This is a genomic window from Bradyrhizobium sp. AZCC 2262, from assembly GCF_036924535.1.
Lineage (GTDB): Bacteria > Pseudomonadota > Alphaproteobacteria > Rhizobiales > Xanthobacteraceae > Bradyrhizobium.
The window spans coordinates 1,481,318-1,508,106 of sequence record NZ_JAZHRT010000001.1; the positions used below are offsets into that span (position 1 = coordinate 1,481,318).

Annotated in this window: 29 protein-coding genes; 18 read left to right on the forward strand and 11 right to left on the reverse strand. The window is 64.0% G+C overall.

What is annotated here, in order from left to right; genetic code table 11:
• The first annotated feature begins 61 nt into the window (after positions 1–61).
• Complete coding sequence (mddA, locus tag V1283_RS06880; protein WP_334385672.1) at positions 62–826, forward strand: methanethiol S-methyltransferase; 765 nt, start codon at positions 62–64, stop codon at positions 824–826.
• A 1-nt stretch (position 827) separates the two neighbouring features.
• A complete protein-coding gene (locus V1283_RS06885; protein ID WP_334385673.1) occupies positions 828–1,811 on the forward strand; it encodes an NADPH:quinone oxidoreductase family protein in 984 nt (327 codons plus the stop codon).
• Between the two features lie 5 nt (positions 1,812–1,816).
• On the opposite strand, the gene V1283_RS06890 is transcribed toward V1283_RS06885, so the two are convergent.
• The gene (locus tag V1283_RS06890) at positions 1,817–3,127 is read right to left on the reverse strand and encodes an alpha/beta hydrolase (protein ID WP_334385674.1); all 1,311 of its coding nucleotides are present in this window, start codon (positions 3,125–3,127) and stop codon (positions 1,817–1,819) included.
• A 294-nt stretch (positions 3,128–3,421) separates the two neighbouring features.
• Between V1283_RS06890 and V1283_RS06895 the strand changes: the two genes are divergently transcribed.
• Positions 3,422–4,792 carry an APC family permease gene (locus V1283_RS06895; RefSeq protein ID WP_334385675.1) on the forward strand — a complete coding sequence of 457 codons (1,371 nt, stop codon included), beginning with the start codon at positions 3,422–3,424 and terminating at the stop codon, positions 4,790–4,792.
• 2 nt (positions 4,793–4,794) lie between these two features.
• Positions 4,795–6,003, forward strand: a complete 1,209-nt coding sequence (locus V1283_RS06900; RefSeq protein WP_334385677.1) for a hypothetical protein — start codon at positions 4,795–4,797, stop codon at positions 6,001–6,003.
• A gap of 10 nt (positions 6,004–6,013) precedes the next feature.
• Here the strand turns inward: V1283_RS06900 and V1283_RS06905 are convergent, their stop codons facing one another.
• Both V1283_RS06905 and yidD read right to left on the reverse strand, forming a co-directional pair.
• Entirely contained in the window at positions 6,014–6,181 is a 168-nt protein-coding gene (locus V1283_RS06905) for a hypothetical protein (RefSeq protein WP_334385678.1), read from the reverse strand.
• 79 nt (positions 6,182–6,260) lie between these two features.
• Positions 6,261–6,611 (reverse strand): membrane protein insertion efficiency factor YidD, encoded by a 351-nt coding sequence (gene yidD, locus V1283_RS06910; RefSeq protein WP_334385679.1) that lies wholly within the window; start codon positions 6,609–6,611, stop codon positions 6,261–6,263.
• Between the two features lie 237 nt (positions 6,612–6,848).
• On the opposite strand from yidD, the gene V1283_RS06915 reads away from it, so the two are divergent.
• Positions 6,849–7,766, forward strand: a complete 918-nt coding sequence (locus tag V1283_RS06915) for a hypothetical protein (protein WP_334385680.1) — start codon at positions 6,849–6,851, stop codon at positions 7,764–7,766.
• Between the two features lie 181 nt (positions 7,767–7,947).
• Here V1283_RS06915 and V1283_RS06920 read toward each other — a convergent pair whose 3' ends face one another.
• Positions 7,948–8,397, reverse strand: a complete 450-nt coding sequence (locus V1283_RS06920) for an iron-sulfur cluster assembly scaffold protein (RefSeq protein ID WP_334385681.1) — start codon at positions 8,395–8,397, stop codon at positions 7,948–7,950.
• Between the two features lie 233 nt (positions 8,398–8,630).
• Between V1283_RS06920 and folE the strand changes: the two genes are divergently transcribed.
• The 10 genes from folE to V1283_RS06970 all read left to right on the forward strand — a co-directional run bounded on the left by folE (position 8,631) and on the right by V1283_RS06970 (position 17,670).
• Complete coding sequence (gene folE / locus V1283_RS06925; RefSeq protein WP_334385682.1) at positions 8,631–9,353, forward strand: GTP cyclohydrolase I FolE; 723 nt, start codon at positions 8,631–8,633, stop codon at positions 9,351–9,353.
• A 28-nt stretch (positions 9,354–9,381) separates the two neighbouring features.
• Positions 9,382–9,810: a phosphoribosyl-AMP cyclohydrolase gene (gene hisI, locus V1283_RS06930; RefSeq protein WP_334385683.1), complete on the forward strand. Its 429-nt coding sequence runs from the start codon at positions 9,382–9,384 to the stop codon at positions 9,808–9,810.
• 218 nt (positions 9,811–10,028) lie between these two features.
• The gene (locus V1283_RS06935; protein WP_442895845.1) at positions 10,029–10,640 is read left to right on the forward strand and encodes a c-type cytochrome; all 612 of its coding nucleotides are present in this window, start codon (positions 10,029–10,031) and stop codon (positions 10,638–10,640) included.
• Positions 10,641–10,656: 16 nt separating this feature from the next.
• Positions 10,657–11,904, forward strand: a complete 1,248-nt coding sequence (locus V1283_RS06940; RefSeq protein WP_334385685.1) for a c-type cytochrome — start codon at positions 10,657–10,659, stop codon at positions 11,902–11,904.
• A 7-nt stretch (positions 11,905–11,911) separates the two neighbouring features.
• Positions 11,912–12,088, forward strand: coding sequence for a hypothetical protein (locus V1283_RS06945; RefSeq protein ID WP_334385686.1), 177 nt, complete (start codon positions 11,912–11,914; stop codon positions 12,086–12,088).
• A 19-nt stretch (positions 12,089–12,107) separates the two neighbouring features.
• The gene (locus V1283_RS06950) at positions 12,108–12,671 is read left to right on the forward strand and encodes a cytochrome C oxidase subunit II (protein ID WP_334385687.1); all 564 of its coding nucleotides are present in this window, start codon (positions 12,108–12,110) and stop codon (positions 12,669–12,671) included.
• On the forward strand, positions 12,661–14,286 hold the full coding sequence (locus tag V1283_RS06955) for a b(o/a)3-type cytochrome-c oxidase subunit 1 (RefSeq protein ID WP_334385688.1): 1,626 nt from the start codon (positions 12,661–12,663) through the stop codon (positions 14,284–14,286). The genes V1283_RS06950 and V1283_RS06955 overlap by 11 nt, the downstream gene beginning before the upstream one ends.
• Positions 14,283–15,074: a c-type cytochrome gene (locus tag V1283_RS06960; RefSeq protein WP_334385689.1), complete on the forward strand. Its 792-nt coding sequence runs from the start codon at positions 14,283–14,285 to the stop codon at positions 15,072–15,074. Before V1283_RS06955 ends, V1283_RS06960 begins: the two co-directional genes overlap by 4 nt.
• Before the next feature lie 132 nt (positions 15,075–15,206).
• The gene (locus V1283_RS06965) at positions 15,207–16,226 is read left to right on the forward strand and encodes a transglycosylase SLT domain-containing protein (protein WP_334385690.1); all 1,020 of its coding nucleotides are present in this window, start codon (positions 15,207–15,209) and stop codon (positions 16,224–16,226) included.
• A gap of 268 nt (positions 16,227–16,494) precedes the next feature.
• Positions 16,495–17,670 (forward strand): DUF2336 domain-containing protein, encoded by a 1,176-nt coding sequence (locus tag V1283_RS06970; protein ID WP_334385691.1) that lies wholly within the window; start codon positions 16,495–16,497, stop codon positions 17,668–17,670.
• 168 nt (positions 17,671–17,838) lie between these two features.
• Here the strand turns inward: V1283_RS06970 and V1283_RS06975 are convergent, their stop codons facing one another.
• From V1283_RS06975 to V1283_RS07000, 6 genes are all read right to left on the reverse strand, one after another.
• Entirely contained in the window at positions 17,839–18,417 is a 579-nt protein-coding gene (locus tag V1283_RS06975) for an Hpt domain-containing protein (RefSeq protein ID WP_334385693.1), read from the reverse strand.
• Between the two features lie 21 nt (positions 18,418–18,438).
• Entirely contained in the window at positions 18,439–18,984 is a 546-nt protein-coding gene (locus V1283_RS06980; protein WP_025590237.1) for a response regulator, read from the reverse strand.
• A gap of 167 nt (positions 18,985–19,151) precedes the next feature.
• Complete coding sequence (locus V1283_RS06985; RefSeq protein WP_334385694.1) at positions 19,152–19,931, reverse strand: NAD kinase; 780 nt, start codon at positions 19,929–19,931, stop codon at positions 19,152–19,154.
• Positions 19,932–20,071: 140 nt separating this feature from the next.
• Positions 20,072–22,201 (reverse strand): adenylate/guanylate cyclase domain-containing protein, encoded by a 2,130-nt coding sequence (locus tag V1283_RS06990; protein WP_334385695.1) that lies wholly within the window; start codon positions 22,199–22,201, stop codon positions 20,072–20,074.
• Positions 22,202–22,250: 49 nt separating this feature from the next.
• The gene (locus tag V1283_RS06995) at positions 22,251–22,913 is read right to left on the reverse strand and encodes a hypothetical protein (RefSeq protein WP_334385696.1); all 663 of its coding nucleotides are present in this window, start codon (positions 22,911–22,913) and stop codon (positions 22,251–22,253) included.
• Between the two features lie 30 nt (positions 22,914–22,943).
• On the reverse strand, positions 22,944–23,219 hold the full coding sequence (locus tag V1283_RS07000) for a hypothetical protein (RefSeq protein WP_334385697.1): 276 nt from the start codon (positions 23,217–23,219) through the stop codon (positions 22,944–22,946).
• On the opposite strand from V1283_RS07000, the gene V1283_RS07005 reads away from it, so the two are divergent.
• Entirely contained in the window at positions 23,203–24,777 is a 1,575-nt protein-coding gene (locus V1283_RS07005) for a S10 family peptidase (protein ID WP_334385698.1), read from the forward strand. The genes V1283_RS07000 and V1283_RS07005 overlap by 17 nt on opposite strands.
• Before the next feature lie 154 nt (positions 24,778–24,931).
• Here V1283_RS07005 and V1283_RS07010 read toward each other — a convergent pair whose 3' ends face one another.
• Positions 24,932–25,483 carry a tetratricopeptide repeat protein gene (locus V1283_RS07010; RefSeq protein WP_334385699.1) on the reverse strand — a complete coding sequence of 184 codons (552 nt, stop codon included), beginning with the start codon at positions 25,481–25,483 and terminating at the stop codon, positions 24,932–24,934.
• Between the two features lie 281 nt (positions 25,484–25,764).
• Between V1283_RS07010 and V1283_RS07015 the strand changes: the two genes are divergently transcribed.
• Positions 25,765–26,073: a His-rich protein BRANT gene (locus V1283_RS07015; RefSeq protein WP_334385700.1), complete on the forward strand. Its 309-nt coding sequence runs from the start codon at positions 25,765–25,767 to the stop codon at positions 26,071–26,073.
• A gap of 202 nt (positions 26,074–26,275) precedes the next feature.
• Positions 26,276–26,698 (forward strand): hypothetical protein, encoded by a 423-nt coding sequence (locus V1283_RS07020; RefSeq protein WP_334385701.1) that lies wholly within the window; start codon positions 26,276–26,278, stop codon positions 26,696–26,698.
• The last annotated feature ends 91 nt before the right edge of the window (positions 26,699–26,789 follow it).

Sequence of the window (26,789 nt, forward strand, 5' to 3'; positions counted from 1 at the left end):
TGAGGGGACGCTGCGATGATAGCACCGGGCGGAATACACCGTCACCCTTTGGAGAAACGTCATGATTGGACACGCCGCCGCCCTCGTTTATGGCCTCGCGAGCTATCTCATCTTCTCGCTTTCATTTGCCTACACGCCGGCCTTCCTCGGCAATTTCCTCGTCCCGAAGACGATCGACGTCGGAGCGGACAGCGCTCCCGCGCACGCGGTCGTGATCGACGCGATTTTGCTCGGCCTGTTCGCGATCCAGCACAGCGTCACGGCGCGCCCGGCCTTCAAGCGCTGGTGGACGCGCATCATCCCGGCTTCGTGCGAGCGCAGCACCTATGTGCTGATCTCGAGCGCTCTGTTGATCCTGACATTCTGGCAGTGGCGCCCGATCGCCGCGACCGTCTGGCGCGTCGAGGGCTGGCCGGCAGCGATGCTCACGGCGGTCTTCTGGATGGGCTGGCTGATCGCGCTGCTTTCGACATTTCAGATCGATCATTTTGAGCTGTTCGGCGTGCGCCAGGTCGTCGACGCGCTGCGCGGAGCCGCCGGTCGCATGCAGGCGTTCAAGACGCCGCTGCTGTACCGGCTGGTGCGTCACCCGCTGATGCTGGGCATGCTGCTCGCGTTCTGGGCGGCCCCGCACATGACGGCGGGACATCTGTTGTTCGCCGTTATGAGCACCGCCTACATCCTTGTCGGCGTCAGGTTGGAGGAGCGAGACCTCGTTGCCGCGTTCGGCGCGAGCTACGAGCAGTATCGCCGGCGCGTTCCGATGCTCTTGCCGCGTCTCTTCGGCGGCGACTCCGTCGCGTCAGAAACGCGTCACGGAGGCTGAGATGCGCGCCATTCTTTGCAACGCCTTTAAAGGCATCGAAGCCCTTGGGTTCACCGAGGTCGACGAACCGCGCCCGGCAGCCAACGAGGTTCTCGTTGATGTCCATGCCGCGTCCGTCAGCTACATGGACTACCTGATGAGCTGCGGCGGCTATCAGATGCGGCCGGCGCTTCCCTATGTGCCGGGAACGGATGCTGCCGGAATCGTGCTGGCCTGCGGCGACCGGGTTACGCGCTTCCGACCCGGAGACCGGGTCAGTTGCGGCAACTGGTTCGGTGCATTTGCGGAGCGCATGGTCGCCAAAGAGAGCAGCGCCGCCATGCTGCCGGCCAACGTTGATTTCACCGTGGGGTCGACGGTGATGCACACCTATCTCACGGCCTGGTATGCACTGATTGAGCGGGCGCGGCTGCAGGCCGGTGAGACGGTGCTCGTGACGGGGGCCGCCGGCGGCGTGGGCCTCGCCTGTGTCGAGATCGCGCATTTGATGGGCGCGCGGGTCATTGCCGTTGTCGGCGGCGCTGCGAAGGCAGCCCTGGTCCGCACGCATGGCGCCGCCGAGGTCGTCGACCATTCGTGTGAAGACGTGCGTGAACGTGTGAAGGCCCTTGCAGGAAAGGGTCTCGACATCTGCGTTGACAATGTCGGCGGCGCACTCTTCGCGACGCTCGCGAGGTTTATGGGCTGGAACGGTCGGCTGCTTCCGATCGGCTTCACCAGCGGCGAGATTCCATCGCTCGCCATGAATCTGCCTTTGCTCAAGAACTATTCGGTCGTCGGCGTGTTCGTCGGCACCTGGATGGAGCGTTACCCGGATGAAGCTGCCCGCGCGGCGGAGCGGGTCATGGCATGGGTCGGCGAGGGCAAGCTCCGCCCGCAGGTCGATCGGGTGCTTGCGCTCCAGCGTGCCGGTGAAGCGATGGGTCTGGTGGCGAACAGGAGCGCGATGGGGCGGATTGTGCTGCAGGTCAGGCAAGACGCCTGACCGTTTTACCGGCTCGCTGCCGGCGCGCTGGCGACCCGGGTCAAAGTGGGCGTTGCCGCCATCTTGACCAGCACGTCCTTGACCGGATGCTCGGTCCAGGCCTGCGTGACATAATCGCGATGGGTGACGCCGTCGGGCGTCTGCACGAACACAACGCTTCCGGGCCGCAGCGGCGCGTTCATGCTCTCGGTGACCGTGATGCCCCTGTCGCGGAGCATCTGCATCAGTTCCTGGTCGTGCCGCTTGGTGTAGCGGGTATACGAAGAGACGAAGAAGCCGGTGCGGTTTTTCTCGATCCAGGACGCGAACTTGTCGAGTTCGCCGTAGACGGCGTCGAGCAGGAACACGCCGCGGACCCGGTTGGGGACGCCACCGACCTCGAGACTCCAGGCGGTCGGCAGGAAGCCGCCGCTATAGCCGACGATCACGATCGGCAGGTTCGCGAATGCCTGCGCCGACTTCGGATCGCCGTAGAGGCGGGCGAGGTGGCTCGCCGACTCATCGATGAAGCGCTTGAAGCCGCCCGGCTGCCAGAATTTGCCGGCCGAGGAATCGGCGGCGTTGACCGCGAGCTGGGGCGCGAGCAGCACGGCGTTGACGCCGGAATCCGAGATCTGCTGCGGTACCAGTTGCCGGTCGCGGACGTCGCGCTCCAGCGTCGCGCCGTTGCCGTGGAAGAACACCACGATCACGCCCGGCTTCCTGACGTCGAACGTCTCGGGGACATGCACCAGCACGCGGCTGTCGTTGTAGGTCTCGTCCTGCCAATAGACCCGGCCGCCATAGCTGCGGTGGCCCTTGCGGTCGCCCTTGGAGATGTTGAGGAACGGTTCTTCGGAGCGCGGATTGGCGCCGAAATAGGGGAAGGCCGAGGACTTCATGCTGACCAGCGTGGTCAATTCTTCGCGCTCGGTGCGGGGTAGCATCAGCGTCGGCGTGAGCGAGGCGACCCGCACGGGCTCGGTACGCACCGTGCGCGGCGGCTGAGGCGCCAGCGCGACCTGGCGCTGGAACTGCGGCAGGCTTTCATTGGCGGTCGGGAAACGGTCAGCGAATTGCGGCTGAGGGAAACGGTCCTCGAACGTATCGATCGAAGTCCGGGAATCGGCCCGGGATTTAGCGCCATCTGTGTTCGCCGCCAGCATTTCAGCGTTCGGCGCCTTGCCGCATTGAACCAGGACAAAGGAAAGCGGCACGCACAGCGCGGCCATCGCAAGCCAGTGCCATTGAAGAGGCAGGGCGCGAAGCGGCACGGCCGACAACGCCGATCGGATGGCGCGACCAATTGTCTGGAATTTCGGATCAGCTCCGACCATCCACCCCAATGTCCCAAGATCCACCGTCAACCGAGGTCAAGCTTGCACACGGGCGACGTTTAGCGTCCGGAAAAACTCCCCACGTCCGGAAGCTGGAGGAGACCACCCAATCGTGTCGCGATTGTGGGACCGTCACGATGTTTTCGCAATCCAGTAATGGCACGGTGGCCGTTCTCGGTATCATGAAACCTTTTTTGTGTCTCAATTTAAACCCTTGTTAACATTGCTTGAATTGAGGGGCGTCACCCTGCACGATGCAGCTCTCGGCTGCGGGCGCTTGAAGGTGGGTCCGAGATGGCGGCATTAGAAACGGGAAGCCCGGCTTGGCCCGGCGCGCGCTCCGGCAGCGGTTCAACCGTTTCGGTCCTGGTGGCGGTTGCCATCGTCGTTGCCGACATGGTCGGCGTCGGCGTCTTCACCAGCCTCGGCTTTCAGGTCAAGGACATCCCCTCCGGCTTTTCGATCCTGTTGCTGTGGACCGTCGGCGGCGTCGTCGCGCTGTGCGGGGTGTTTTCCTACGGCGAACTCGGCGCAATGTTTCCGCGCTCCAGCGGCGAGTACAACTTCCTCGGCCGGGCCTATCACCCGGCCTTCGGCTTTGTGGCGGGCTGGGTATCGGCAACCGTCGGCTTCGCCGCACCCGTAGCCCTGGCCGCCATGGCATTCGGCGAGTACGGCAAGTCGGTCGTACCCAGTGCGCCGCCGCTGGCGCTGGCGGTCGGCGTGGTCTGGCTGGTGTCGCTGGTGCAACTCACCGGCGTGCGGCACTCCTCGACCTTTCAACTGGTCGCGACCATCCTGAAGGTGGTGCTGATCGTGGCCTTCCTGGTCTGCGGCTTCGTCATTGGCACGGCGCAGCCAGTGTCGTTTGCGCCGACGGCCTCCGACTTCACCCATATCGTCAGCGCGCCGTTCGCGATCAGTCTCGTCTTCGTGATGTATTCGTTCTCGGGGTGGAACGCGGCGACCTACATCATCGGTGAGGTGAGGTTGCCCGAGCGCAACGTACCGCGGGCGATGCTGATCGGAACGCTGATCGTGCTGGTGTTGTATGTCGCGCTCAACGCGGTGTTCCTGCACACCGCGCCGATCGACAAGCTCGCAGGCCAGCTCGACGTCGCCCGGATTTCCGGCAGCTACATCTTCGGCGAATTCGGCGGCCGCATCGTCGGCGCGATGATCTGCGTCGGACTGATCTCCTCGATCAGCGCGATGATGTGGATCGGGCCGCGCGTCATGATGACGATGGGCGAGGATATTCCGGTGCTGCGGCCGTTCGCCCGAAGATCGACCGGCGGCGCGCCGCCTTACGCCATTCTGTTTCAGCTCACGGTCGCGAGCCTGATGCTGTTAACGCGCAGCTTCGAGGCCGTGCTCGAATTCATCCAGTTCTCTTTGTTGTTCTGCTCGTTCTTTACCGTGCTTGGGGTCATCAAGCTCCGGATCACGCATCCTGACCTGCCGCGGCCCTACCGCGCCTGGGGATACCCGGTAACCCCGGTGGTTTTCCTGCTCGTGACCGGCTTCATGATGTACTATCTTTTGACGGAACAGCCGCTGCGCTCGCTCCTTAGTCTTTTGATCATGTTTTCAGGTCTCTTGATTTACGCCGTTTTCCGCAAGCGAGCAGATCAAATCCACGCAGTCGCCGCGGGCCGCGAATGAACATGCTGCATTCCCTGCGCATTGCGACGCTGGCGGGCGTCATGCTGCTGACGGCCGTGGCAACCGTCAATGCCCAAACCGCAACGGTGGACGACACCGCGAAATTTCTGGCCGGAATGATGCCGTCGGCGGATTCGCCGCTCGCGCCGCTCACCAACGACCCGGCCTGGCAACGCCACGCAAAATTCTTCGACAGCGCGTTCGAGAAACTCGAGCAGCGCCAAATATCGCGGATCCGCGCCTGGGCGGACACCAATCTGGCGGCGCCCAAGCCGACCATGTTCTACATGTTCTCAGGCCCGGACTTTCTCTATGCGAACGCCTTCCATTCCAAGGCGTCGACCTACGTGCTGAGTGCGCTCGAGCCGGTCGGCTCGGTGCCCGACCTCTCGCGATTGTCGCGCGGCGGCATTGCGTCGGCGCTCTACAATGTCGAGCGCTCGCTCGGTTCGATCCTGAGCTTCAGCTTCTTCATCACCAAGCAGATGAAGACTGATCTGCAGGCGGGACAGATCAGCGGCACCTTGCCGATCCTCTACGTGTTCCTGGCGCGCTCGGGCATGACCGTCAGAAGCGTCAGCCCGATCTCGCTGGACGACCAGGGCGCGGCGCATTTCGCAGGCGAAAATGCCGGACCGAATGCCGTGCGCGGCGTGCGCATCATCTTTGCCGGCAGTGACGGTCAGGAAAAGACCCTGTATTACTTCTCGACCGACCTTTCCAACTCCGGCGTGAAGGCGAGCGGCTTCCTGAAATTCTGCGCGACGCTCGCGCCCGCCAACAGCCTGATCAAGAGCGCGTCCTATCTGCTGCATTCCGGCAACTTCACCACGGTGCGCGACTTCCTGCTCAATAACAGCGCCACCATCATTCAGGACGATTCCGGAATCCCGCTTGGCTATTACAGCACGAAGAAATGGCGCTTCTTCCCGTTCGGCCGTTATCTCGGACCGATCGACGAATTCGCGGGACGCTATCAGGATTCATATGCCGCGCTGTTCCGGCGCGCGCAGCCGATCGATTTCGGCATCGGCTATCGCTGGCGCACGCCTGAATCGAATTTGCTGCTGTCGGTGAGGCTGGCCGACGACGGGTCGCCTGCCATCGACGCCGCAGCATCGGCCGCGGCGCCGCCAGCGCCACCCCCGCGCAGGCCGCGGGCGTATATAGGGTCGCGGCCGCTACCAGATTTCTGGCCGTTCTCGCGTTAGAAGCCCGACTTCACCAGCGGACGCTTTGACTGGGGACGATGTAGGCCGCCCGGCTTGATGGTTCGGAGTGCGTGCCGAAATATTGCCAAGCCGCGACACTGAGGACGAGCAGCGCGAGGATCGCGAGCAAGTCGTTCAGCCGGGGATCGTGACCATGGTGGCTGATTTTCCAGCGCATTGTTTGTTTCCTCCCTGAGGGAGCAGCCAATCAATGCGGGCGAGGAACTCGAGTTCCCGCACATCAGCAATGCGCGCTATCAGCCGTTGACGCCGCGCCATCGACCATAGCGCCACGGCAAGTACCATCGCGCACCCGGCGGCCTGGTCAGCGGCACGTTGTCGATGCCGGATGTGCCGAAGGGCTGGCAGCGCAGGATCCGCGCCAGCGTCATCCATCCGCCGCCCCACAGGCCGAAGCGCTCGATCGCTTCGTCGCCGTACACCGAACATGTCGGCAGGTGCCGGCAATTGTAACCGACCAGGGGCGACAGCGTGTGGCGGTAGATCCAGATCAGTGCGCGCCCTGCGTTGCGCGGCAAACGGCGGACCGTGCTGGCACAGTCCGTGCATTGCTTGTGGGATGACGATGACTGATCGGCGGGCGCCATGCTGAACCATGTACGTAGTCTTGCGGGAGTTCCCAAGCAAGGAACTGATTTAGCGCAGATATTTACGCCACACTTCGCAATTATCGCACCGCGCGGCACCGCAGCAAGCCAAGGTATTATGGACGGCACACGTCAGTACGGTTACCGTTTCGCCAGCGCGTCGATGACAGAATCATGTCGCGTTGAAGCGGGGCCATTGCCATTGCACCCTGAAGGGGCTTGGGGGAAGGAACCAAATTGAGGTTTGTGAGGTCGTTGAAATTTCGCGGCTGGGCGCTGATCGGCGCCACCGCCCTCTGTCTCGCATTGCCTGGCGCGATCACGACGCTGGGAAATTCGGCGCACGCCGGAGGCACCCTCGAAGAACGCAAGCAGCCGATGCATTTCAAGTGGAATGCGTGTCAGGCGGATTGCAGGGGCTGGGTTTCGGCCGTCGGCATCGTCACATCAGACAGCCCGAAGGAATTCGAGGAATTCGCCAGGGGCCGCCAGCTTGCCGGCGCGACCATCGTGCTGGATTCCAGCGGCGGCTCGGTCAACGATTCCATCGCGCTCGGCCGCAAGTTTCGTGGTCTTGGCGCGCTGACCACGGTCGGCTCGACAGTGCGGACGCAGACCGCGAACGGCGAGCGCGCGAGCGTGACGCCGGAAGCCTATTGCGAATCGATGTGCGTGTTTCTGCTTCTGTCAGGCAAGGCCCGTTACGTGCCGCCGGTTGCGCATGTCCGCGTGCACCAGATCTGGATGGGCGATCGCGCCGACGACGCCAAGGCCGCCAGCTACACTGCGCAGGACCTGATGATCGTGCAGCGCGACATCGGCCGGCTCACGAAATACACCTTCGACATGGGTGGCACCGGCGATTTGCTGTCACTCGCGCTCAGCGTGCCGCCGTGGGAAGATCTGCACGAATTGTCGCGCGGTGAACTGCGGCTGACCAATCTCGTCACGACCGATGCGCTCGCCGACGTGTTCCTGCAGGACAATGCGACGCCGATGGCCGCGGCGAAGCCTTCCAAGCCGCAGGATCGCTTCGTCAGTTCCGCCGCCGTCGAGGGCGACGCGCAACAAGCGCCGGGCAAGTCCACCAAGACCGCCGAAGCCGCGGTTCCGACGGGCGGCGCTGCGACGGCACCGGCTCAGCCGCAGAAGTAACCTGCACCCCAACAGACGGTGTCATCATCCGCGAAAGCGGATGATCCAGTACGCTGCGGCGTTGGTGATTGAACGAGAATTCCCGGCGTACTGGATGCCCGCCGGAGCCTGCCATCGGGCTCGCCGAAGGCGAGACCCGTTGGCGGGCATGACGGGATTGGTTTTGGGCGGGACTTACCCCTTAAGCCTGCGCCGTCTGCTTCGTCCGGGCCTCGATCTGGCCGATGGCGTCGACCACGGCGTCGAAGGTCAGCATGGTCGAGGCATGACGGGCCTTGTAGTCGCGTACGGGTTCGAGCAGGGCGATGTCGGCCCATTTGCCTTGCGGGGGAGTACCGTTTTCCTTCAGCATCTTGCGGACGGTTTCTCGCAATTCACGTAACTCGCTGGCCGTCGAGCCGACCACATGGCTTGCCATGATCGAGGAGGAGGCTTGTCCTAGCGCGCAGGCCTTCACGTCATGGGCGAAGTCGGTGACCACGGGCCCTTCCATCTTGAGATCGATCTTGACGGTCGAGCCGCACAGTTTGGAGTGGGCGGTGGCGCTGGCGTGGGGGTCGGGGAGGCGGCCGAGGCGGGGGATATTGCCCGCCAGTTCGATGATCCGCTTGTTGTAGATGTCGTTCAGCATGAGATTAGGTGTCCCGGGCGGCGGTCTGAGCGCCCTTGGCGGCTGGGTTTCATCGTCCTATATATGGACAGGAACGGCGGAAAAACAGCCCGGCCGTTTCGCCGAAGGCGCGCCGGGATTGAAACCAGTGCGGCCGCCGGCGTTTTGTGGATGGGACTCAGGCGCCCGGCGGCGAAACCGCCCCGTCTGCCCGGTGACACTCCGGTCTTTCGGACCGGTCGAACGGAGAAGACATGGACGCATTGATCAAATCCCTCCGCCCGGGCAAGGCTCCTGACTTGAAGCCTTCCGAAGTCAAATCGCCCGATGTGACCCCGGAGACCCGCCCGACCGAGCTCGATCCGGCCGAGTTCCTGGCGGCTGCCGTCCGCGCCGACCTGCCGCGCCCCTCGCGCGCGGAGGCCGAACAGGCCGTGCACACGCTCTTGAGCTATATCGGCGAGAACACCGACCGCGAGGGCTTGCTGGATACGCCGCGCCGAGTGGTCGAAGCTTTTGACGAACTCTATCAGGGCTACCACCAGTGCCCGGCCGAGGTGCTGGACCGCACCTTTGGCGAAACCGCCGGCTATGACGATTTCGTCCTGATCCGGGACATCGAATTCACCTCGCAATGCGAGCATCACATGATGCCGTTCTACGGCAGGGCGCATATCGCCTATACGCCGGTCGAGCGGGTGGTGGGATTGTCCAAGCTGGCGCGGCTCACAGATATCTTCGCCCGCCGCCTGCAGACCCAGGAACACCTGACCGCCCAGATCGCGGCCGCGATCGACGAGGTGTTGAAACCCCGTGGCGTTGCCGTGCTGATCGAGGCGGAGCATACCTGCATGTCGGTGCGCGGCGTCGCCAAGCATGGCGCGACGACGTTCACCAGCCGGTTCACCGGCATGTTCCGCGACAATCCGGCGGAGCAGCAGCGTTTCCTGTCCCTGGTGCGAGGACCGAGCCGGTAACCTCGCCGGAATTTCCGCGAGGACTGCCGTGTCCAAATCCGCAGATGCCAACGAGCGTGAGGAGGGGCTGGTCTTCCAGCCCAAATTCGACGCGTCCGGTCTCGTAACCTGCGTTGCGACTGATACCGCCACGGGCGACGTGCTGATGGTCGCGCACATGAACGACGAAGCCCTGCGCAAGACGATCGCGAGCGGTGAGGCCTGGTATTTCAGCCGGTCTCGCAACGCGTTGTGGCGAAAGGGTGAGACTTCGGGTCACACCCAGCGCGTGGTCGAGATGCGCATGGATTGCGATCAGGATGCAGTCTGGATTCGCGTCGAGCAGCACGGCGCGGCGTGTCACACCGGGCGGCATTCGTGCTTCTATCGCAAGATCGACGCGGCCGACGGTGACACGCGGTTGTCATTCGTCGATGCGGACAGGCAATTCGATCCGAACAAAGTCTATCGCAAATAAATTCAATTGATCCATGTCAAACGGAGGTGCGAAGCGGCCGGGCTTCGTTGCCTCCGTGTGCGTGATATGCAAAAGTTCCATCTCGTCGTCGCGATGGGGTAATGACGGTGCTGCTTCGAACTTTACCGATATTCCCCCTTCTTGTTTCGATCGCGCTTCCGGTCGGGCTCGCGCAAGCGCAGACCCAGGCGCCACCGCCTGAGCGCGCCCCCGACACCATGGCCGCGCGCGTGCTCGCCTGCGCCTCGTGTCACGGCGCGGAGGGTGAGGGCACCAGCGACGTGTATTTTCCGCGGCTGGCGGGCAAGCCCGCGGGCTATCTCTACAATCAGCTCGTGGCATTCAGGGACGGTCGCCGCAAATATCCGCCGATGAACTATCTGCTGGATTTTCTGCCTGACGCCTACCTCAAGCAGATGGCCGACCATTTTGCCTCGTTGCGGCCGCCATTTCCGGCGCCCGCCGTTCCCACCGTCAGCAATGACGTCCTCGCCCGTGGCGAAGCACTGGTGAAGGAGGGGGATCCGAAAAACGGCGTCCCGCCGTGCTCCGCTTGCCATGGCCCAAGCCTCGGCGGCATGGAGCCCGCGATACCCGGTCTGCTTGGCTTGCGCGCCAATTACATCAGTGCCCAGCTCGGCGGCTGGCGCTACGGCACGCGCACCGCAGCCGCACCGGACTGCATGCAGATCGTCGCGGGTCTCCTGACCGAGGACGACGTCAAGGCCGTCGCGGCCTTCCTGTCATCGCGTCCCGCGCCGACGGACCCGTCGTTTGCCAGGCGCGGCAGCCTGCCGATGCCGCTTGCCTGCGGCAGCCAGCCGAACTGAAGGGGAGATCGTGCACATGCCGAGAACCTTGAAAGCTCTGCTCCCGGCTTTCCTCGTATCGTTGCTGTTGGCTGGCACCTCGCCTGCGCCGGCGCAGGACGCGGCCTTGCTTGCCAAGGGTGAATATCTCGCCCGTGCCGGCGATTGCATCGCCTGTCATACCGCGCGCGAGGGCAAGACCTTTGCTGGTGGCCTGCCGATGAAGACGCCGTTCGGCACGCTCTACACCTCCAACATCACGCCCGACCCGCAAACCGGTATCGGCATGTGGACGTCCGACCAGTTCTACCAGATGATGCACAACGGACGTTTCCCCGATGGCGGGCTGGTCTATCCGGCGATGCCATTTGCCTCCTACACCAAGGTGACGCGCGAGGACAGCGACGCGATCTACGCCTATTTGCGCTCGATCCCGCCGGTGAAGCAGCGTAACCGCGAGCACGATCTGAAATTTCCCTTCAACAACCGCTCGCTGATCCTCGGATGGCGCACGCTGTTCTTCAACGAGGGCGTGTACAAGCCCGATCCGACCAAATCGGCGGAGTGGAACAGGGGCGCCTATCTGGTCGAAGGCCTCGGCCATTGCGGGATGTGCCACACCGCGATCAATGCGCTGGGCGGCAGTTCGGAATCGCAGGCCTTCGAGGGCGGCTTGATTCCGATGCAGAACTGGTACGCCCCGTCGCTGACCTCGAACAAGGAAGCCGGCCTCGGCGACTGGACCATCGAGGAGATATCCGACTATCTGCGCAAGGGCGTTTCCGCTCGCGGTGCGGTTTATGGACCGATGGCCGAAGTCGTCTACAACAGCCTGCAATATCTCAACGACGACGACACCCGCGCGATGGCGATCTATCTGAAGTCTCTCGCGCAGGGGACGTCGCCGGATAAGCCGACAGCGCCGCTGCCTTCGGCGGAAAGCAGCCTGCTGCTGTCATTGGGCAAGCAGATCTACGACCGCGAATGCGCCAGCTGCCATGGCGCGCAGGGACTCGGCATGCCGCCGCATTATCCGCCGCTCGCCGGCAACCAGTCGATCCAGATGGTCTCGGCCGTCAACGCGATCCGGATGGTGCTCAATGGCGGCTATCCGCCGGGGACGGCGGGAAATCCGATGCCCTATGGCATGCCGCCGTTCGCGCATCGGATGTCCGACGACGAGGTCGCGGCCGTCGTGACCTACATCCGCACCTCCTGGGGCAATCGCGGCGCAGCCGTCTCGGCGCGACAGGCCAATGAACTTCGCGCGGCAACGCTGAACTGAGGGGCTCATGATCAATTCAACCCCGCCGCAATCGTCCACGCTGGGCTCCGAAGAGGAGCGCGTCGATGCCATCGTCCGCTCCGGTCCAGGCGGCGCAATTGCAGTTGCCGGCATCGCGACCGCGATCGTGATCGCGCTGTGGTTTGCATTCTACCTCCTGGTATTCCTGCCCAGGAGCGTTTGAACATGATGAGCGCCCGAGCATGACGACAGAGACGGATCACGACGTCGGCGAGGCGGTCGCAGCCCGCATCGAACGGCGATGGGCTATCCTTTCGATCGTGATCGTCGGCATGCTGGTCGGCATGGCGACTTTCATCGGCATCCATCAGGCGACCATGCCGCAGGGTCATGTCGAAACCTCCGACCCCAAGACGCTGCATCTTTCCGGCGAATTCGTCGAAAGCAACCTTGGCAGCGTGCCCGAGGCCGACGGCTCGGTCACCGTGCGCGCGGTCGGACAGCAATATTCATTCACGCCGCAATGCATCGTGGTGCCCGCGGAAACCCCGATCACCCTGCGCACGACAAGCGCGGATGTGGTGCACGGCCTTTTGATCGAGGGCACCAACATCAACACCATGCTGGTGCCCGGCTACGTCGCCGTGCTGCCGATCCGCTTCAAGGCGCCGGGCGATCACGTGATGCCGTGCCAGGAATTCTGCGGCATCGGGCATCAGGGCATGTGGGGCAAGGTCAAGGTGGTGGACAAGGATGCCTTTGCCAAGCTTGCCGCAGCGCGACGGAGGCTGACCTGTGTTGATTAACAAGCGCCTCATCCTCGCCCATTTCTGGCTCGCCTTCGTCGTGTTCGGCGCGGCGCTGGTGCTCGGCGCCTGGCAGATGTTTGTCCGCAGTCCGCTCAACGCCTGGCACTTCAATCCGGAATTCTATTATCGCTCGGTCACTGCGCACGGCTCGGCGATGGGCTATGTATTCCCGACCCTGATCGCGATGGGGTTCGGCTATGCGATCACGGAAGCGGCGCTGGAAAGACCGCTGGTCGGCCGCCGCTGGGCCTGGGCGGGCTTTTTCCTGATCGCGGTCGGTGCCGTGGTGGCGATGATTCCGGTCTCGCTGGGGCTCGCCTCGGTGCTCTACACCTTCTACCCGCCGATGGTCGGAAATCCCTTCTATTACATCGGCGTCGTGATGGTAGTGGTCGGCTCATGGATATGGGTCGCGCTGATGCCGATCAATCTGGCGATCTGGAAGCGGGAAAATCCCGACAAGCCGGTGCCGCTGGCGATGTTCGCCAATGTCGCAGGCGCCTATCTCTGGGGCTGGACGGCGGTCGGTGCGGCGCTTGAGATCATTTTCCAGATATTGCCGGTGGCGCTCGGCCTGAGGTCGACCATCGACGCCGGGCTGGCGCGCGTGTTCTTCTCCTGGACGCTGCATGCGATCGTCTATTTCTGGCTGATGCCGACCTATATCGCCTATTACACGATTTTCCCGCGCGCGATCGGCAGCAGGCTCTACAGCGACCCGATGGGGCGGATTGCCTTTATCCTGTTCGTCGTGGTGGCGATGCCGATCGGCGTGCATCACCTGTTTGCCGACCCGCAGGTCGGCGCCGGCTTCAAGTTCATGCATTCGGTGTTCACCGGGCTGGTCGCGCTGCCGACGCTGCTGACGGTGTTCACCATCTGCGCCTCCGCCGAGATCGCCAGCCGGTTGCGCGGTGGCCGCGGCGCGTTCGGATGGGTCAGCGCGTTGCCCTGGCAAAATCCGATCATGCTGGCGACCGCGCTATCGCTGGTCATGCTCGGCTTCGGCGGCGCCGGCGGGCTGATCAACATGAGCTATCAGCTCGACGCCTCCGTCCACAACACGCAATGGATCACAGGCCACTTTCACCTGATCTTCGGCGGCGCCATCGTGATCATGTATTTCGCGATCGCCTATGATCTGTGGCCGCATCTCACCGGCCGCGCGCTGGAAAGTTTCGGCCTGATGCGAACCCAGCTCTGGCTGTGGTTCATCGGCATGATCGTGACGACGTTCCCGTGGCACTATGTCGGCATCCTCGGCATGCCGCGCCGCATGGCGTTCTACGACTATGCCAATCCGGCGATCTCGCCGCAGGCGTTTTCGGTGTCGATGTCGGCGATCGGCGGCTTCATTTTGCTGGTCTCGGGAATCCTGTTTCTCACCGTGTTGATCCGCGGCCAGCGTTCGCCAGCCAGCGAAGCGGGTGCCTACCGGTTCGCCGTGCCCTTGCACATGCCGGCGCGACTTCCGGCCGCGCTGAACAGCTTTGGGCTCTGGCTCGCCCTGATGGTCGGGCTCACCATCGTCAATTACGGCTATCCGATCGCGCAATTGATGGTTCTGAAGGAAACCAACGTGCCCGCGGTCTATGTCGGAGCGAGCCGATGAGCGAGCAGCCGCTGTTCTCGTTGCGCAATCCGTGGTTCAGCGCGAGCGTCGGCGTGACGGCCGCCATCGCGGTGCTTGCCGCCTTCGCCGGCCTGATCTGGCTGCCGCTGGCGCAGCCGGATCTGAAACTGAGCGGCATGTGGGATGCGATCTGCAGCGCCGCGGGCGTGCCGCGCGTGTCGCAGCAGGGCGCCGCCATTCAGCCCGATTTCAAGACCTCGAACGTGGTGATGACCTCGGAGATGCTCACGCGGCACGATCAGGTCTCGATCGGCCGCGGCGCGACGCTGGCGCAGCGCTGCGCGATCTGCCACGGGCCGCAGGGCGTCAGCGACGCCAATTCGCCGAATCTGGCCGGGCAGTTCGCCGCCGTCACCTGGAAGGAACTGAACGATTTCAAGACCGGCGCGCGGGTCAACGTCATCATGAGTCCGTTCGCGGCCAATCTGAGCAATCAGGACATGCTGGATATCGCGGCCTATTATGCCTATCTGCCGCGCGTGCCGTCGAACAAGCTCGATCCGACAATGGCAGCCCCTGCGATCGTCACGATCGGTGCGCCGATGCGCAACATCGCGCCGTGCGGCTCCTGCCATGGCGACGTCGATAACAAGGCCGGCAGCCCCTGGCTCGGCGGCCAGTCGGCCGTCTACATCAAGGCGCAACTGCAGGCCTTCGCAGCCGGCACCCGCCGCAACGACATCAGCCAGCAGATGCGCAATATCGCCCGTCAGATGACCGCGGAAGAGATCGACCAGGTCGCCCGCTATTACGAAGCTCAGCCGTGAACGGTGGGCAAGGAACGATTTCTTAACGCGCCATTAACCATAATTGCGGCAGTCTCGCCCGTGTATAGGCGCTGATTGCCAGGGCCTTGAGCGCCCGCGCGGTCGTTTCGCGAGGAGCGGGGCACCAGAGACATGTCGGTCGACACAACAAGCGCCACAGCTGCGGCAGGTGTCGATCCCACGCGCGCGAGAATCGCGGGCTCGATCAAGCAGGCCGCCTCGGCCACCGGCGCCAGCTTCGAATACCTGCTCGCCACCGCGAAGATGGAATCCAACTTCAATCCGAAGGCCGCCGCCAGCACCTCGTCGGCGCGCGGGCTGTTTCAGTTCATCGACCAGACCTGGCTCGGCACGGTGAAGGAGGCGGGTGACCATCTCGGCTACGGCAAATACGCCGACGCGATCACCAAAAATCCTTCCGGCAGCTATTCGGTCGATGATCCCACCGCGCGCGCCACGATCATGAAACTGCGCGACGATCCGGATGCCGCCTCGTCGATGGCGGCGGTGCTGACCCAGTCCAACAGTTTCAAGCTGACCGGCACGATTGGCCGCCGCCCGACCGACGCCGAACTCTATATGGCGCATTTCATGGGCGTCGGCGGCGCCGGCAAGCTGATCCAGAACGCCGAGGACAATCCGAACGCATCCGCCGCACAGATGTTTCCGAACGCGGCGGCGGCCAACCAGTCAATCTTCTACGACCGATCGGGCAACGCGCGCAGCGTCTCGCAGGTCTATTCGGTGCTGAGCACGCGCTACGCGGCCGCCGCCAACTCGCCGGTGACGCGCACCGCCATGGCGGCTGCCGGCGGCGATCTGCCGAGGCGCGTCACGGTCGCGAGCAGCGCCGCGCCGGCGGCGACGGCGATCGACAACGCCGCCTATCTGTCGAGCTTTCCGGATCAGCGCAGCGTAACGCCGGTTGCCGCAACGTCGCAGGTTGCTGCAGCGTCATCGGAGCCGATCTTCCGCTCGCTGTTCCAGGCCGGCGAACGCGCGCAGCCGATTTCGCCGGCGGTGCAGGAGTTGTGGGGCAGCAATTCGTCGCTTACCTCGGCGAGCACCGCGCTGTCAGGACATACGCCCGAGGTTCGCGCTCCCGGCCGACTCGATCTCTTCAGCGACCGCGAAGGCACATTCAGCAGCTGACATGCGGCAGCATGTTCGGTGAGGCGCTGCGAAGCGACGTCTCGAACCATGCGGCCCGAGTAGTGTGCGTGGCCATCTCTGCGAGACGCCGCGCGATGCACGGCTCCTTGGGGATAAGGGCGGTGCCTGTGCCGGGTTACCTCGCACCCTTAACAAAACGTCAATAAAACCAGCCGTTTATGGTGAACCCTTTGTTAAGCGTCATGGTTTATTTTTTCTAATAGTGGCACCGCGTCACGGTGTCGTCTCACGTTGCGTAGCCAGGACCATGATCGTTCGGCAGTTCATCAGTTGGATTCGTACCGCTCCGGCAGGCGAGCGGGCAGAGGCGACGCGGGCTTTGGCGCGGGCCTGGTTGATTTCAGATCTCACCGAGGACGATCGCATCGCCGCCGAAGGCGCGCTGCTGATGCTGCTCGACGATCCGTCGCCGCTGGTCCGCCAGGCCATGGCGGAAGTATTTTCGCGAAGCCCTGACGCGCCGGCCACGATCGTGCGAGCGCTTGCGGCCGACCAGCCGTCGATCGCGCTGCCGGTGCTCGAACATTCGCCGCTCCTGATCGACGCCGACCTCGTCGATATCGTCGCGACCGGTACCAGCGACACGCAATGCGCGATCGCTCGCCGCATCAATTTGCCGTCGTCGGTTTCCGCCGCGATTGCCGAAGTAGGTTCGGCGGCGGCAGCGCTCGAATTGATCGAAAACGCCTACGCCGAGCTTGCGCCATTTTCCTGGGACCGCATTGTCGAACGGCATGGCCATCTCGCCGCCATCAGGGAAGCGATGCTGGTACTGGAAGGCTTGCCGGCCGCCACCCGCGCGGCGCTGGTCGCAAAACTGACCAACACGCTCGCGCAGCTCGCTGCCGCCCGCTACTGGCTGAGCCCCGAAAGGGCGGGGCGGCTGGCGGACGAGTCCCGCGAACGCTCGACCATCAGCATCGCGGCGCGCTCGCGCGGCGAAGACATGCAGGGCCTGGTCCAGCATCTGCGCGCAACGGGGCAGCTCAACGCCGGCCTGATCCTGCGCGCGCTGTTGTCGGGCAATCTCGAACTGTTCGAGGCCGCGCTTGCCGAACTGGCCGACCTGCCGCTGGCCCGCGTTACCGCGCTCGTGCATGACCGCGGCAACGCCAGCCTGCAGGCGCTGCTGGTTCGCGCCGGCCTTCCGGAATCGACCTTTGCGGCGTTCCGCGTCGCGCTCGAGGCCAGCCGCGAGACCGGCTATGTCGATACGACCGGCGGGGCGGAGAGACTGCGCCGCCGCATGGTCGAGCGCGTTCTGACCCACTGCGAAACCGACGGCAAATCCGCCGAGCCGCTGTTGATCCTGCTGCGGCGCTTCGCGACCGAGTCCGCGCGCGAGGAAGCCCGCATGTTCTGCGAGGAACTGGTCGCCGACGAAGCGCACGTGCCGCCCGTGCGCGATCTGATCGCGGCGTAGGCCAGCATTGTAACCACACATTCGATGTCGTCCCTGCGAACGCAGGGACCCATAACCACCGACGCTGATTGTTTCAGAAGATGGTCGCTCCATCGCTCCACGGATAAGCCGCGGCGTATGGGTCCCTGCGTTCGCAGGGACGACCTGTGGCGATAGCCGCGCCAGATCCTATTCCGCCGGAACGATGCTCGGCGCCAGGATCGCTTCGAGATGTTCGGGGCGGTCGCGGTTGACCTTGAGCAGGAATTCGTCCGCGACGCCGCGCAGCTGCTTGCTCAGCTTGCTGGCCATTGTGACGGTGTCGAGCTTGGTGCGTTCGCGCACGATCGCCTGAATGGCGTTGATGTGGTGGGTGATCAGCTCGGCCGGGACCTGGTCGAGGTCGGGCGCGTGTTCGATGATGCGGCAGAGGCTTTCGGCGGCGGCGCCTGCGGAAGGGAAGCCGAAAGTGGCGGCGTCGCCCTTGATGTCATGGGCGGCGCGAAACAGCTCTTCGCGGTTGTCGGTGGTGAAGGCGTCGCGGAGAACGACCGCATGCGCCGCCGAGAGCCGGTCGGCCTCGATCGTCATCCAGTTCTTGAATTCACCGGACAGTCCGGCGAGCGCCTTTTCCGCGCGCCCGACGGGATCGTCGAGGTCGGATTCGGGAACGCGCAGCAATACCTTGCGCAAGGGATTGGGCTGCGTGATTACGTGGTGATCGCCAAACGACTTGACCTGTATCGTCCCGGGCTTCTGTTTCGTCATCAGGGTCTCTCCGGGCCGGCGCTAGACGGCCGAGCGCGCCTTGTCGAGCAGCGACGGCTGTTGCATGACTTCCACCTCGCCGCCCACGCGGCGCTCGGGGCCGATATAGGCGTTGTTGGTATTGCGCCGGCGGTCGGGGCCGAAATAGGTCTTGGTCTTGATGAAGGGGCGCGGGTTGGCGACGACGTTGAGAATGCGCTGGTAGAGTCCCTTGGCCGAGATCGGCTTCGCCAGAAACTCGGTGACGCCGGCATCGCGTGCGACGGTGACGCGGCGTTTCTCCGAATGCCCGGTCAGCATGATGATCGGCGCGTAGGGGTTGCCCTTCGATTCCGGCTGCCGGATCATCTGCGCCAGTTCGAGACCGTCAAAGATCGGCATCGACCAGTCGGTGATGACGATATCGGGCACGTAGTGGCTGTACATTTCCAGCGCAGTGGCGCCGTCCTCGGCCTCATAGGCCTCGCGCGCGCCGAACGAATGCAACAGCGTCCGCAGGATGCGGCGCATGTGCGGATTGTCGTCGCAAATCAGAAATCGCAGCTTGTTGAAGTCGATGCGATACATGGTCCGGCCCGGCCAAGCTAAACGGTATACTGGTGTTAACCATATCGCGGTGCTCGTTAAGGAATGGTTGCGAAGCCGGTCTATTCGGCACGCGCCGATAGCGAATGGCGCCACTTTTTCAGGACAGGAACCCGGTTCAAGGTCACCAGGCGGTCACCAGGTGGGCGTCAGGATCCGAATTGCTCGCGCAGGATGCGTTCCTCGAGGCTGTGACCGGGATCGAACAGCATCCGCATCGAGATCGTCTTGTCGGACAGCACCTCGACGCGGCGGACATCGCGCACGTCGTCATGGTCGGCGGCGGCCGCAACCGGACGCTTTTCGCCTTCGAGCACCTCGATGACAACGAAAGCGGAGTTGGGGAGGAGCGCGCCGCGCCAGCGCCTGGGCCGGAACGCGCTAATCGGGGTCAGCGCCAGAAGCGCGGCATTGATCGGCAGGATAGGCCCCTGCGCCGAGAGGTTATAGGCGGTGGAGCCGGCCGGCGTCGCCACCAGGATGCCGTCGGCGATCAATTCCGCCATCCGCTCGTGCTCGTCGATCAGGATGCGCAGACGTGCGGCCTGGTTGGTCTGGCGAAACAGCGCGACCTCGTTGATGGCGTGATGCAGATGCACCGCGCCATGGATGTCGGTGGCGCGCATCAGGAGCGGATTGATCAGCGATTCCCGCGCCGCCGCCAGCCGCGTCTGCAAATCGTGCGTGGTGAATTCGTTCATCAGGAAGCCGACGGTGCCGCGATGCATGCCGTAGATCGGCTTGCCCGAGCGCATATGCCGGTGCAGCGTCTGCAGCATCAATCCGTCGCCGCCGAGCGCCACCACGACGTCGGCGTCGTCGGCATCGTGATTGCCGTAGAGCTTGACGAGCTGCGCCAGCGCGGTCTGCGCTTCGGTGCTTGCGCTCGCCACAAAGGCGATCCGGTCGTATCGCTTGGGGGTGGCCATCGGACGACGAACTCTTGGGTAGCACCAGGATCGGGTGGCGCCGGATTGCGCCGCGCTCGTCTATACACCTTAGGCAGGCTTGTCGAGATAGCCAGCCCGCTCTTTCGCGCCGGTAACGTAAACCGCTGGTCATCGGAACGTCATTTTTCCTGCAACGTCCGGATCGGGTCCCAGTCCTCGCCCGGCGGGTTTTGGGCCAATTCCCGGGCCCGCGCCGCAAACAGCGACGCCGGCCGGTCGATGTCGGCCGAACGGCCGAAACACTGCGCGGCGCGATCGAATTCGCGGGCCCGCCACTGCGCCAGCCCGTCGGCGTAGTTGGCGATCAATGTCGCTTGCGCGGACGTCAGCTCGGCCGACAGCGCCAGCAATTGGTAGATTTTCAGCGCCTGGGTTCGTCCCTTGACCCTGATGGCGTCGAGTTCGCGCCAGGCGAAGGCCTCGCCGGTGAGGGCTACGGTGGTCTCGGAAGCGATGACCGTGGTGCCATAGAATTTGTTGGCGCCCTCCAGCCGCGATGCCAGGTTCACGGCGTCGCTCATCACGGAGTAGTTGAAGCGCCGCCGTGATCCGAAATTGCCGACCAGCGCCTCGCCGGAATTGATGCCGATCCGCTGCGCCAGCTTGCATTCCTGGAACAGGGCGGAAGAAGCGTTGAGTTCGGTCAGTTGCGTGCAGCAATCCAGCGCGGCGCGCGCCGCGTTGGCGGCATGATCAGGGTCGTCGGCCGGCGCGCCGAACACCGCCACGATGGAGTCGCCGATATATTTGTCGACGTATCCGCCGTGACGCTCGATGACGTCGGTCATCGCCGACAGATATTCGTTCATCAGCTCCATCAGGTTGTCGGGCGACATCTTTTCCGCGATCAGCGAAAATCCCTCGATGTCGGAGAAGAACACCGTCACGTTGCGGGTTTCGCCGCCGAGTTCAGGCAATTTGTTCGACGACAGCATGCGGTTGATGACGTGCGGGGCAAGGTAGAGCGCAAAGCTCTTCTGCAGCAGGCGGCGGTCCTTGTCGGCGACGACGAAGCGGAAGCCGATGGTGGCGGCGAGCGCGAAAAGGCTCGCCAGGAACGGCTCGGCGATCGGCAGCGCCAGCGCGTGGTTGAACGCGATCGTGGCGCCGGCAATGCTGGCCCCGATCACGGCCATCCAGGCCATTGCTGCGCTGAGCGGCCGAAACCGCCACGCGGCGACTGCCGCCAGCGCCGCAAACAGGGCAGAGATCAGAAAGCGCACCAGCGGGCCGGGTTCGACCACCGCGTTGCGCGAGATCAGATTGTTGACCGCCGTTGCATGGATATAGACGCCGGCGATTGTGCTGATCCGAAAGCCGGCCGTGACCGGCGTACTCTCACCCGCGCAGCGCGGTACGCGCGCGCCTTCGATTCCGGTCGCAAAACGCTTGGAGGTCTGGCGGCGGTCCTCGATATCGAGAACGCTGCCGAAAATGACGACCTTTCCGGCGAACCACCGCCGAAAGTAATCCTTGTCGTTCTTGACGGCGCACGCGCGCAGGTCGGCAAACGAGAAGGTCGGAATGTCGTCGGCACCGCCTTCGAAATTCAGCGTCATGGTGTTAGGCACGCGGCCGGGGACGCGGTAGCCGGCAAGCGTCAGCCTGCCGCGTTCATCGAACTCGGGTGCGGCGCCCAGCGCCCGCGAGGCCAGCTCGACCGCCATCGAGGGCACCGTCGTCCCGTTGACGGTGAAGTCCAGCGGCAGGCGCCGCACGATATCGTCGCTGTCGACATGAACGTTGAGCGGGCGGATGTTCTGCTGCTGGCGCACCGCGACGCGCTGTCCCGGCGATGGCCTGACCGGCTGGTTGCCGCCCAGGATCTCTCCCAGCACCACCTTGCCGTTCGTCGCCGCGCCGGCCAGCGCGCGAAGGAAGTCGCGGTCGAAGCCGCGGACTTTCTCGCCGAGCGTGCCCTCGCCGAACGGTATCTCCGACTGCTCGATCGATTTCGGAATCACCATGTCGAAGCCGGCGACCTTGGCGCCGCCTTCGAGCGTCGCACTCAGCACGCGGCCGATCTCCCCGGTCCAGGTCAGCATTGGCGCGTCCATGAACGGGGCGGTGCGCAGGCTTTCCTCGTCGATCGCGACGACGACCGCCGGCGAAGCGGCCGGATCCTGCCCGTGGCCGAACATTTCCCAGCGCAGCGCGGTGAGGAGGTCGAGGGACAGCCCGCGGATCGGTCTGGCGGCGGGGGAAACCGAAGCCGCCGCGCAGACCAGCACGATGGCGGCAACCACCATCCTGTTGCGCGTGCTGCGCCGGATTCTCAAGCGGGGTGGCCCGTCACGCCTATTCCATCCGCAGCAACCGGCCGACGATCGGCGTCGCGCCGGGCTTGGCCTGCGGGTCTACCTTGAAGACGATATGCGATGTTTTGAACGTGGCGGTGTAGAGGCCGCCGGGAGCCAGGGCGACGTTCTCGCTGGCGAAATCCAGGAACCGTCCCTTGAGCTGGGTGCCGCCGAGACTGATCTCCTGACGCTCGCCCGGCACGTCGAGGCGCCGGATCACCAGTTTGCCGCGGCCTTTGGCCTCCACCAGCGGCGATGCGCCGTAAAGGGTGAGCTGCGGCTGCGGTAGGGAAGCGGCTTCGACGCTGCGCAGCACGGTGGCGGCGACGCCGCTGGTCTCGCGCGTGGTCGCGTTGGCCTGGTTGGGATCGCAATTCGTCTTCTCGGCCTTGACGTCGGCGAGGTGAACCGCGCTCTCCTCGGTGCCGACGATGATGGTGCCGGCACCACTGATCGTCTCGCGCCGGCATGACTTCAGGTAGCTGAGAATGACGGAGCCGCCGTCGCCGATCTTGATGACCGCTTTGGGCGTCACATAGTCCATGAATTCCGCGCCGGTGACCTTGCCCTGAACGTCCTCGACCACCGCGACCGGCGAATCTGCGGCCGCCGGAGAGGCCACCGCCATCAGGCCGAGACAAACAGCAATCGAACGTTTCATGTTGAGTCCCCATCGGAAAGCGCAGGTTCGTTAGTCGCGCCAGCGCCCGGTTGGTTTCATGAATGGATCAAAAATACCCGTCGGTGCGTCGACGGAACCGACCGATAGCACCTGACGGCCGGCGTGGACAACCACCGGACGCATTGACCGCTTTCTCACGCGATGCTGTCGGGATTGTGATTTTCGAGAAAGTTTCTCCTTGTTGTGCACCACGGCCTCATTGTCGCACTGTTGCGGCAGAATCCGCAGAGCGCGCGGCTGGATCGCGGGTGCACAGGGAGCAAACGGCATGGCTTTTCGTTTCACGGCGACGCGCCCCATGTGCCTTGCCGCCACGCTCCTGGTCGTGTGTTGGGTGAGCGGGGCGCGCGCCGAGGAGGCAAGTTCGCCGGCCTCGCAGCAGCAACCTGCGGCCACGCCGTCGCCGTCGCCATCGGGCCAGAAGGGCGGAGCAGGGCGGGCCGGCGCCACAACCCAGCCGCCCGCGGCCGAACAACATCGCCTGCCGCCGGATTCCACCACCAGGCAGACCCTGGCGCTGCCCGGCCGCACGCTCGACTTCACCGCCACCGCAGGCTCGATCCGGCTGTTCGACGACAAGGGCGAGCCCCAGGCCGAAATCGCCTACACCTCCTACCAGCTCGAGGGCGTCGATCGCGCAAGCCGGCCGGTGACGTTTCTGTTCAACGGCGGTCCGGGCGCGTCCTCGGCCTGGCTGCAGTTCGGCGACGCCGGCCCCTGGCGCGTGTCGATCACAGGCGAGGGCGCCGTGTCGTCAGCGACGCCTGAGCTGTTGCCCAACGCCGAGACCTGGCTCGACTTCACCGATCTCGTCTTCATCGATCCCGTCGGCACCGGCTACAGCCGCTTCGTCGCGTCCGGCGACGATACGCGCAAGCGCCTCTACTCCGTCGACGGCGACGTCAGCGCCATCGCGCTCGTGATCCGGCGCTGGCTGGAAAAATACGACCGCCTGCTGTCGCCGAAATTCGTCACCGGCGAGAGCTATGGCGGCATCCGCGGACCGAAGATCGTGCGCAATCTGCAGACCCAGCAGGGCGTCGGCGTGCGCGGCGTGATCATGATCTCACCGCTGTTCGACTATCGCGACTTTAGCGGCTCGAGCCTCCTGCAATACATGTACACGCTGCCGAGCATGGCGGCGGTCGCGCGCGAAGCCAAGGGAGCGGTGACGCGCGCCGATCTCGCCGATGTCGAACGCTACGCGCAGGGCGAATATCTCACCGATCTTATCAAGGGACAGGCCGACAAAGAGGCGACGACCCGCCTTGCCGACAAGGTGGCCGCGTTGACCGGCATCGATCAGGCGGTGAGCCGCAGGCTGGCCGGGCGTTTCGAGGTCGGCGAATTCCGCAGGGAGTTCGACCGCCGCAACGGCCGCGTGACGGGACGCTACGACGCCTCGGTGTCGGGCTTCGATCCCTATCCGGATTCCAGCTACTTTCTTTTCGGCGATCCCTCCGGCGATTCCCTGATGGCGCCGCTGACGAGCGCGGCCGTCGACCTTACCACGCGCAAACTCAATTGGCGCCCCGACGGCTCGTACCAATTGCTCAATGAAGCCGTGAACAGAGCCTGGGATTTCGGCCGTGGTCCGGCCGAGTCGGTTTCGCAGTTGCGCCAGATTCTCGCGCTCGACCCGAAAATGAAATTGCTGGTCGGCCACGGGCTGTTCGATCTCGCCACACCTTATTTTGGCTCGAAGGTGATTCTCGACCAGTTGCCGGCCTATGCGCGATCGGACCGGGTGAAACTCGTGGTCTATCCCGGCGGCCACATGTTCTATTCGCGCGACGCCGCACGTCAAGCATTTCGTGCGGAGGTCGAGAAGGCGATGAAGTGAACTCGCAACAATAAAAAACCGGCGCAGTGATCATGCACTGCGCCGGTTCTCATTGTGTCGTCATTGCGAGGAGCGGAGCGACGAAGCAATCCAGACTTCCGTCGTGATGTGGATTGCTTCGCTTCGCTCGCAATGACGACGAGAGGCTAGTGCCTCAGTAAACCAACCCGGTGCCCGGCGGCTTTTCCAGCGCGGCGGCGAGCGAGCGATATTCCTCGCTTGTCGTGCCGGTGAGCTGGGCGATGCGGTTCAGGTGGTACTGCGCCTGGTCGCGATTACCCTGTTCGACCTGCCACAGGCCGTAATACTGCCAGGTCTTGACGTGGTTCGGATCGGCCTTGAGCGCGCGCTCGTACCAGATCTGCGAGACCTTGTAGTCGCCGAGCTTGCGATAGGAATAGCCGATCAGGTTGGCGACGGCGGCTGAGTCGTCACGGCCGAGCGCCTTGAGCTGCGTGATTGCCGAGGAATAGTCGTGGCGGTCGTAGATCGCGGCGTAGGCGGCGCGATAGCCGTCAGCGAATGCGTTTTGGGCGAATGCGGTCTGCTCGTTGCCCGGGCGGGCTTCGCTGGATTTCTTTTTCTTCTTGTCCGGCGGCGGGGGATCGTTGTCGGGCGCTGCGTAGACGACGCTAACGACAGGGGCGGCCGCGAGCGTGAGCGACAGCATTGCAAGAGTCAAAATCCTGATCGCAAGTCTATTCATGCATCTCTCCTGATGGCCGGTTCGGCAATCCTACACCGAAGCCCGCTGAGTTGAACCCCCGACGGCCGAGAACATTTCCGCGCCGCTTCCCTTGATTCCGCCAATTTTCATCGGCGGTGCGCAGTCAACGGACATGACGAAGATGTCATTCAGATGAACGGAATCCAAAAGTCCGATTCAGGAGGGGTTCAGCGTGGAGCCGCTAGCTTCGCATGCATGATCGGCGAGCCCGGCCTTTCGACCGGAAATGCCCGCGGGTCCCATGGAAAGAGGAGACAACCATGCTCAAGACCATTTCCGCAGCGCTCGTTGCCGTTTCCGTTCTCGCCGCGCCTGCGCTTGCCGGCACGCCGGGCAAGACCGCGCAGGCTCCGGTGAACAAGACCACGCAGGCGCCGGTGAACAAGTCCACGCAGGCACCTGTTATCAAGGCTGAAGGCAAATCGAAGGCGCTGAACGCCAATGCAACGATGGGCCGCCATCACAAGCATTATCGGCATCATCGCCACCACAAGCACATCGGCTTGCACAAGACGCATGCGAAGCACATTGCGGTCAAGCACGTGACGCCGGCCGCCAAACGCAGCTGAACCTGATTCGCCGGCGCGCATTTCGCCCCCATTGCCCAGCGCCTGCGAATGACAGACCAGCCCACGCGCCATTTGCTTCGCTAATGGCCGTGGGCTGGCGCGCTCAACTTTTCGAGAGCGAAGTGAGGAGATAACCGAGTTGCGAATTCCATTTCGCTGCCGGGCGGTCTAAGAGACGGCGAAGGGCAGGGGAAGAGTTCGCTTGAAACGTTCGGCCAAATTCGCGGCGATGATGTTGCTGCCGATCATGCTGTCGGCCTGTGCCGCCAGCGATGACGGCAAGCCGATCACCTATACTGACGACCGCGGCGTCTCCAGCCAGCCTTTTCCCAAAAATTACCGCACCGAGGTGCTGTCGTTCCTGAAGACCTATCTCAACGACCCCGTCGGCGTGCGCGACGCCGTCATGGCCGAGCCGGTCGAGCGCGTCGTCGGCGGGCGACTGCGCTATGTCGCCTGTCTCCGGTTCAGCGCGCGCGAGTCCGACGGCGGCTACCGCGAGCCACGTGAACGCGCCATGCTCTTCGTCGACGGTCGCCTCGACCGCATCATCGAAAACGCCGCAGAGCCCTGTGCGGGGGTGGCGTACGCGCCATTCGCGGACCTGGAAAAACTGACGCGCTGATTTCGCGCGCGTTTCATTGAAAGTGCGCCAAGCTTGTGGCCCAGCATGGCTTGGATTGGCCGGATCAGCCTTGTCGGAATTCATCCCGGCC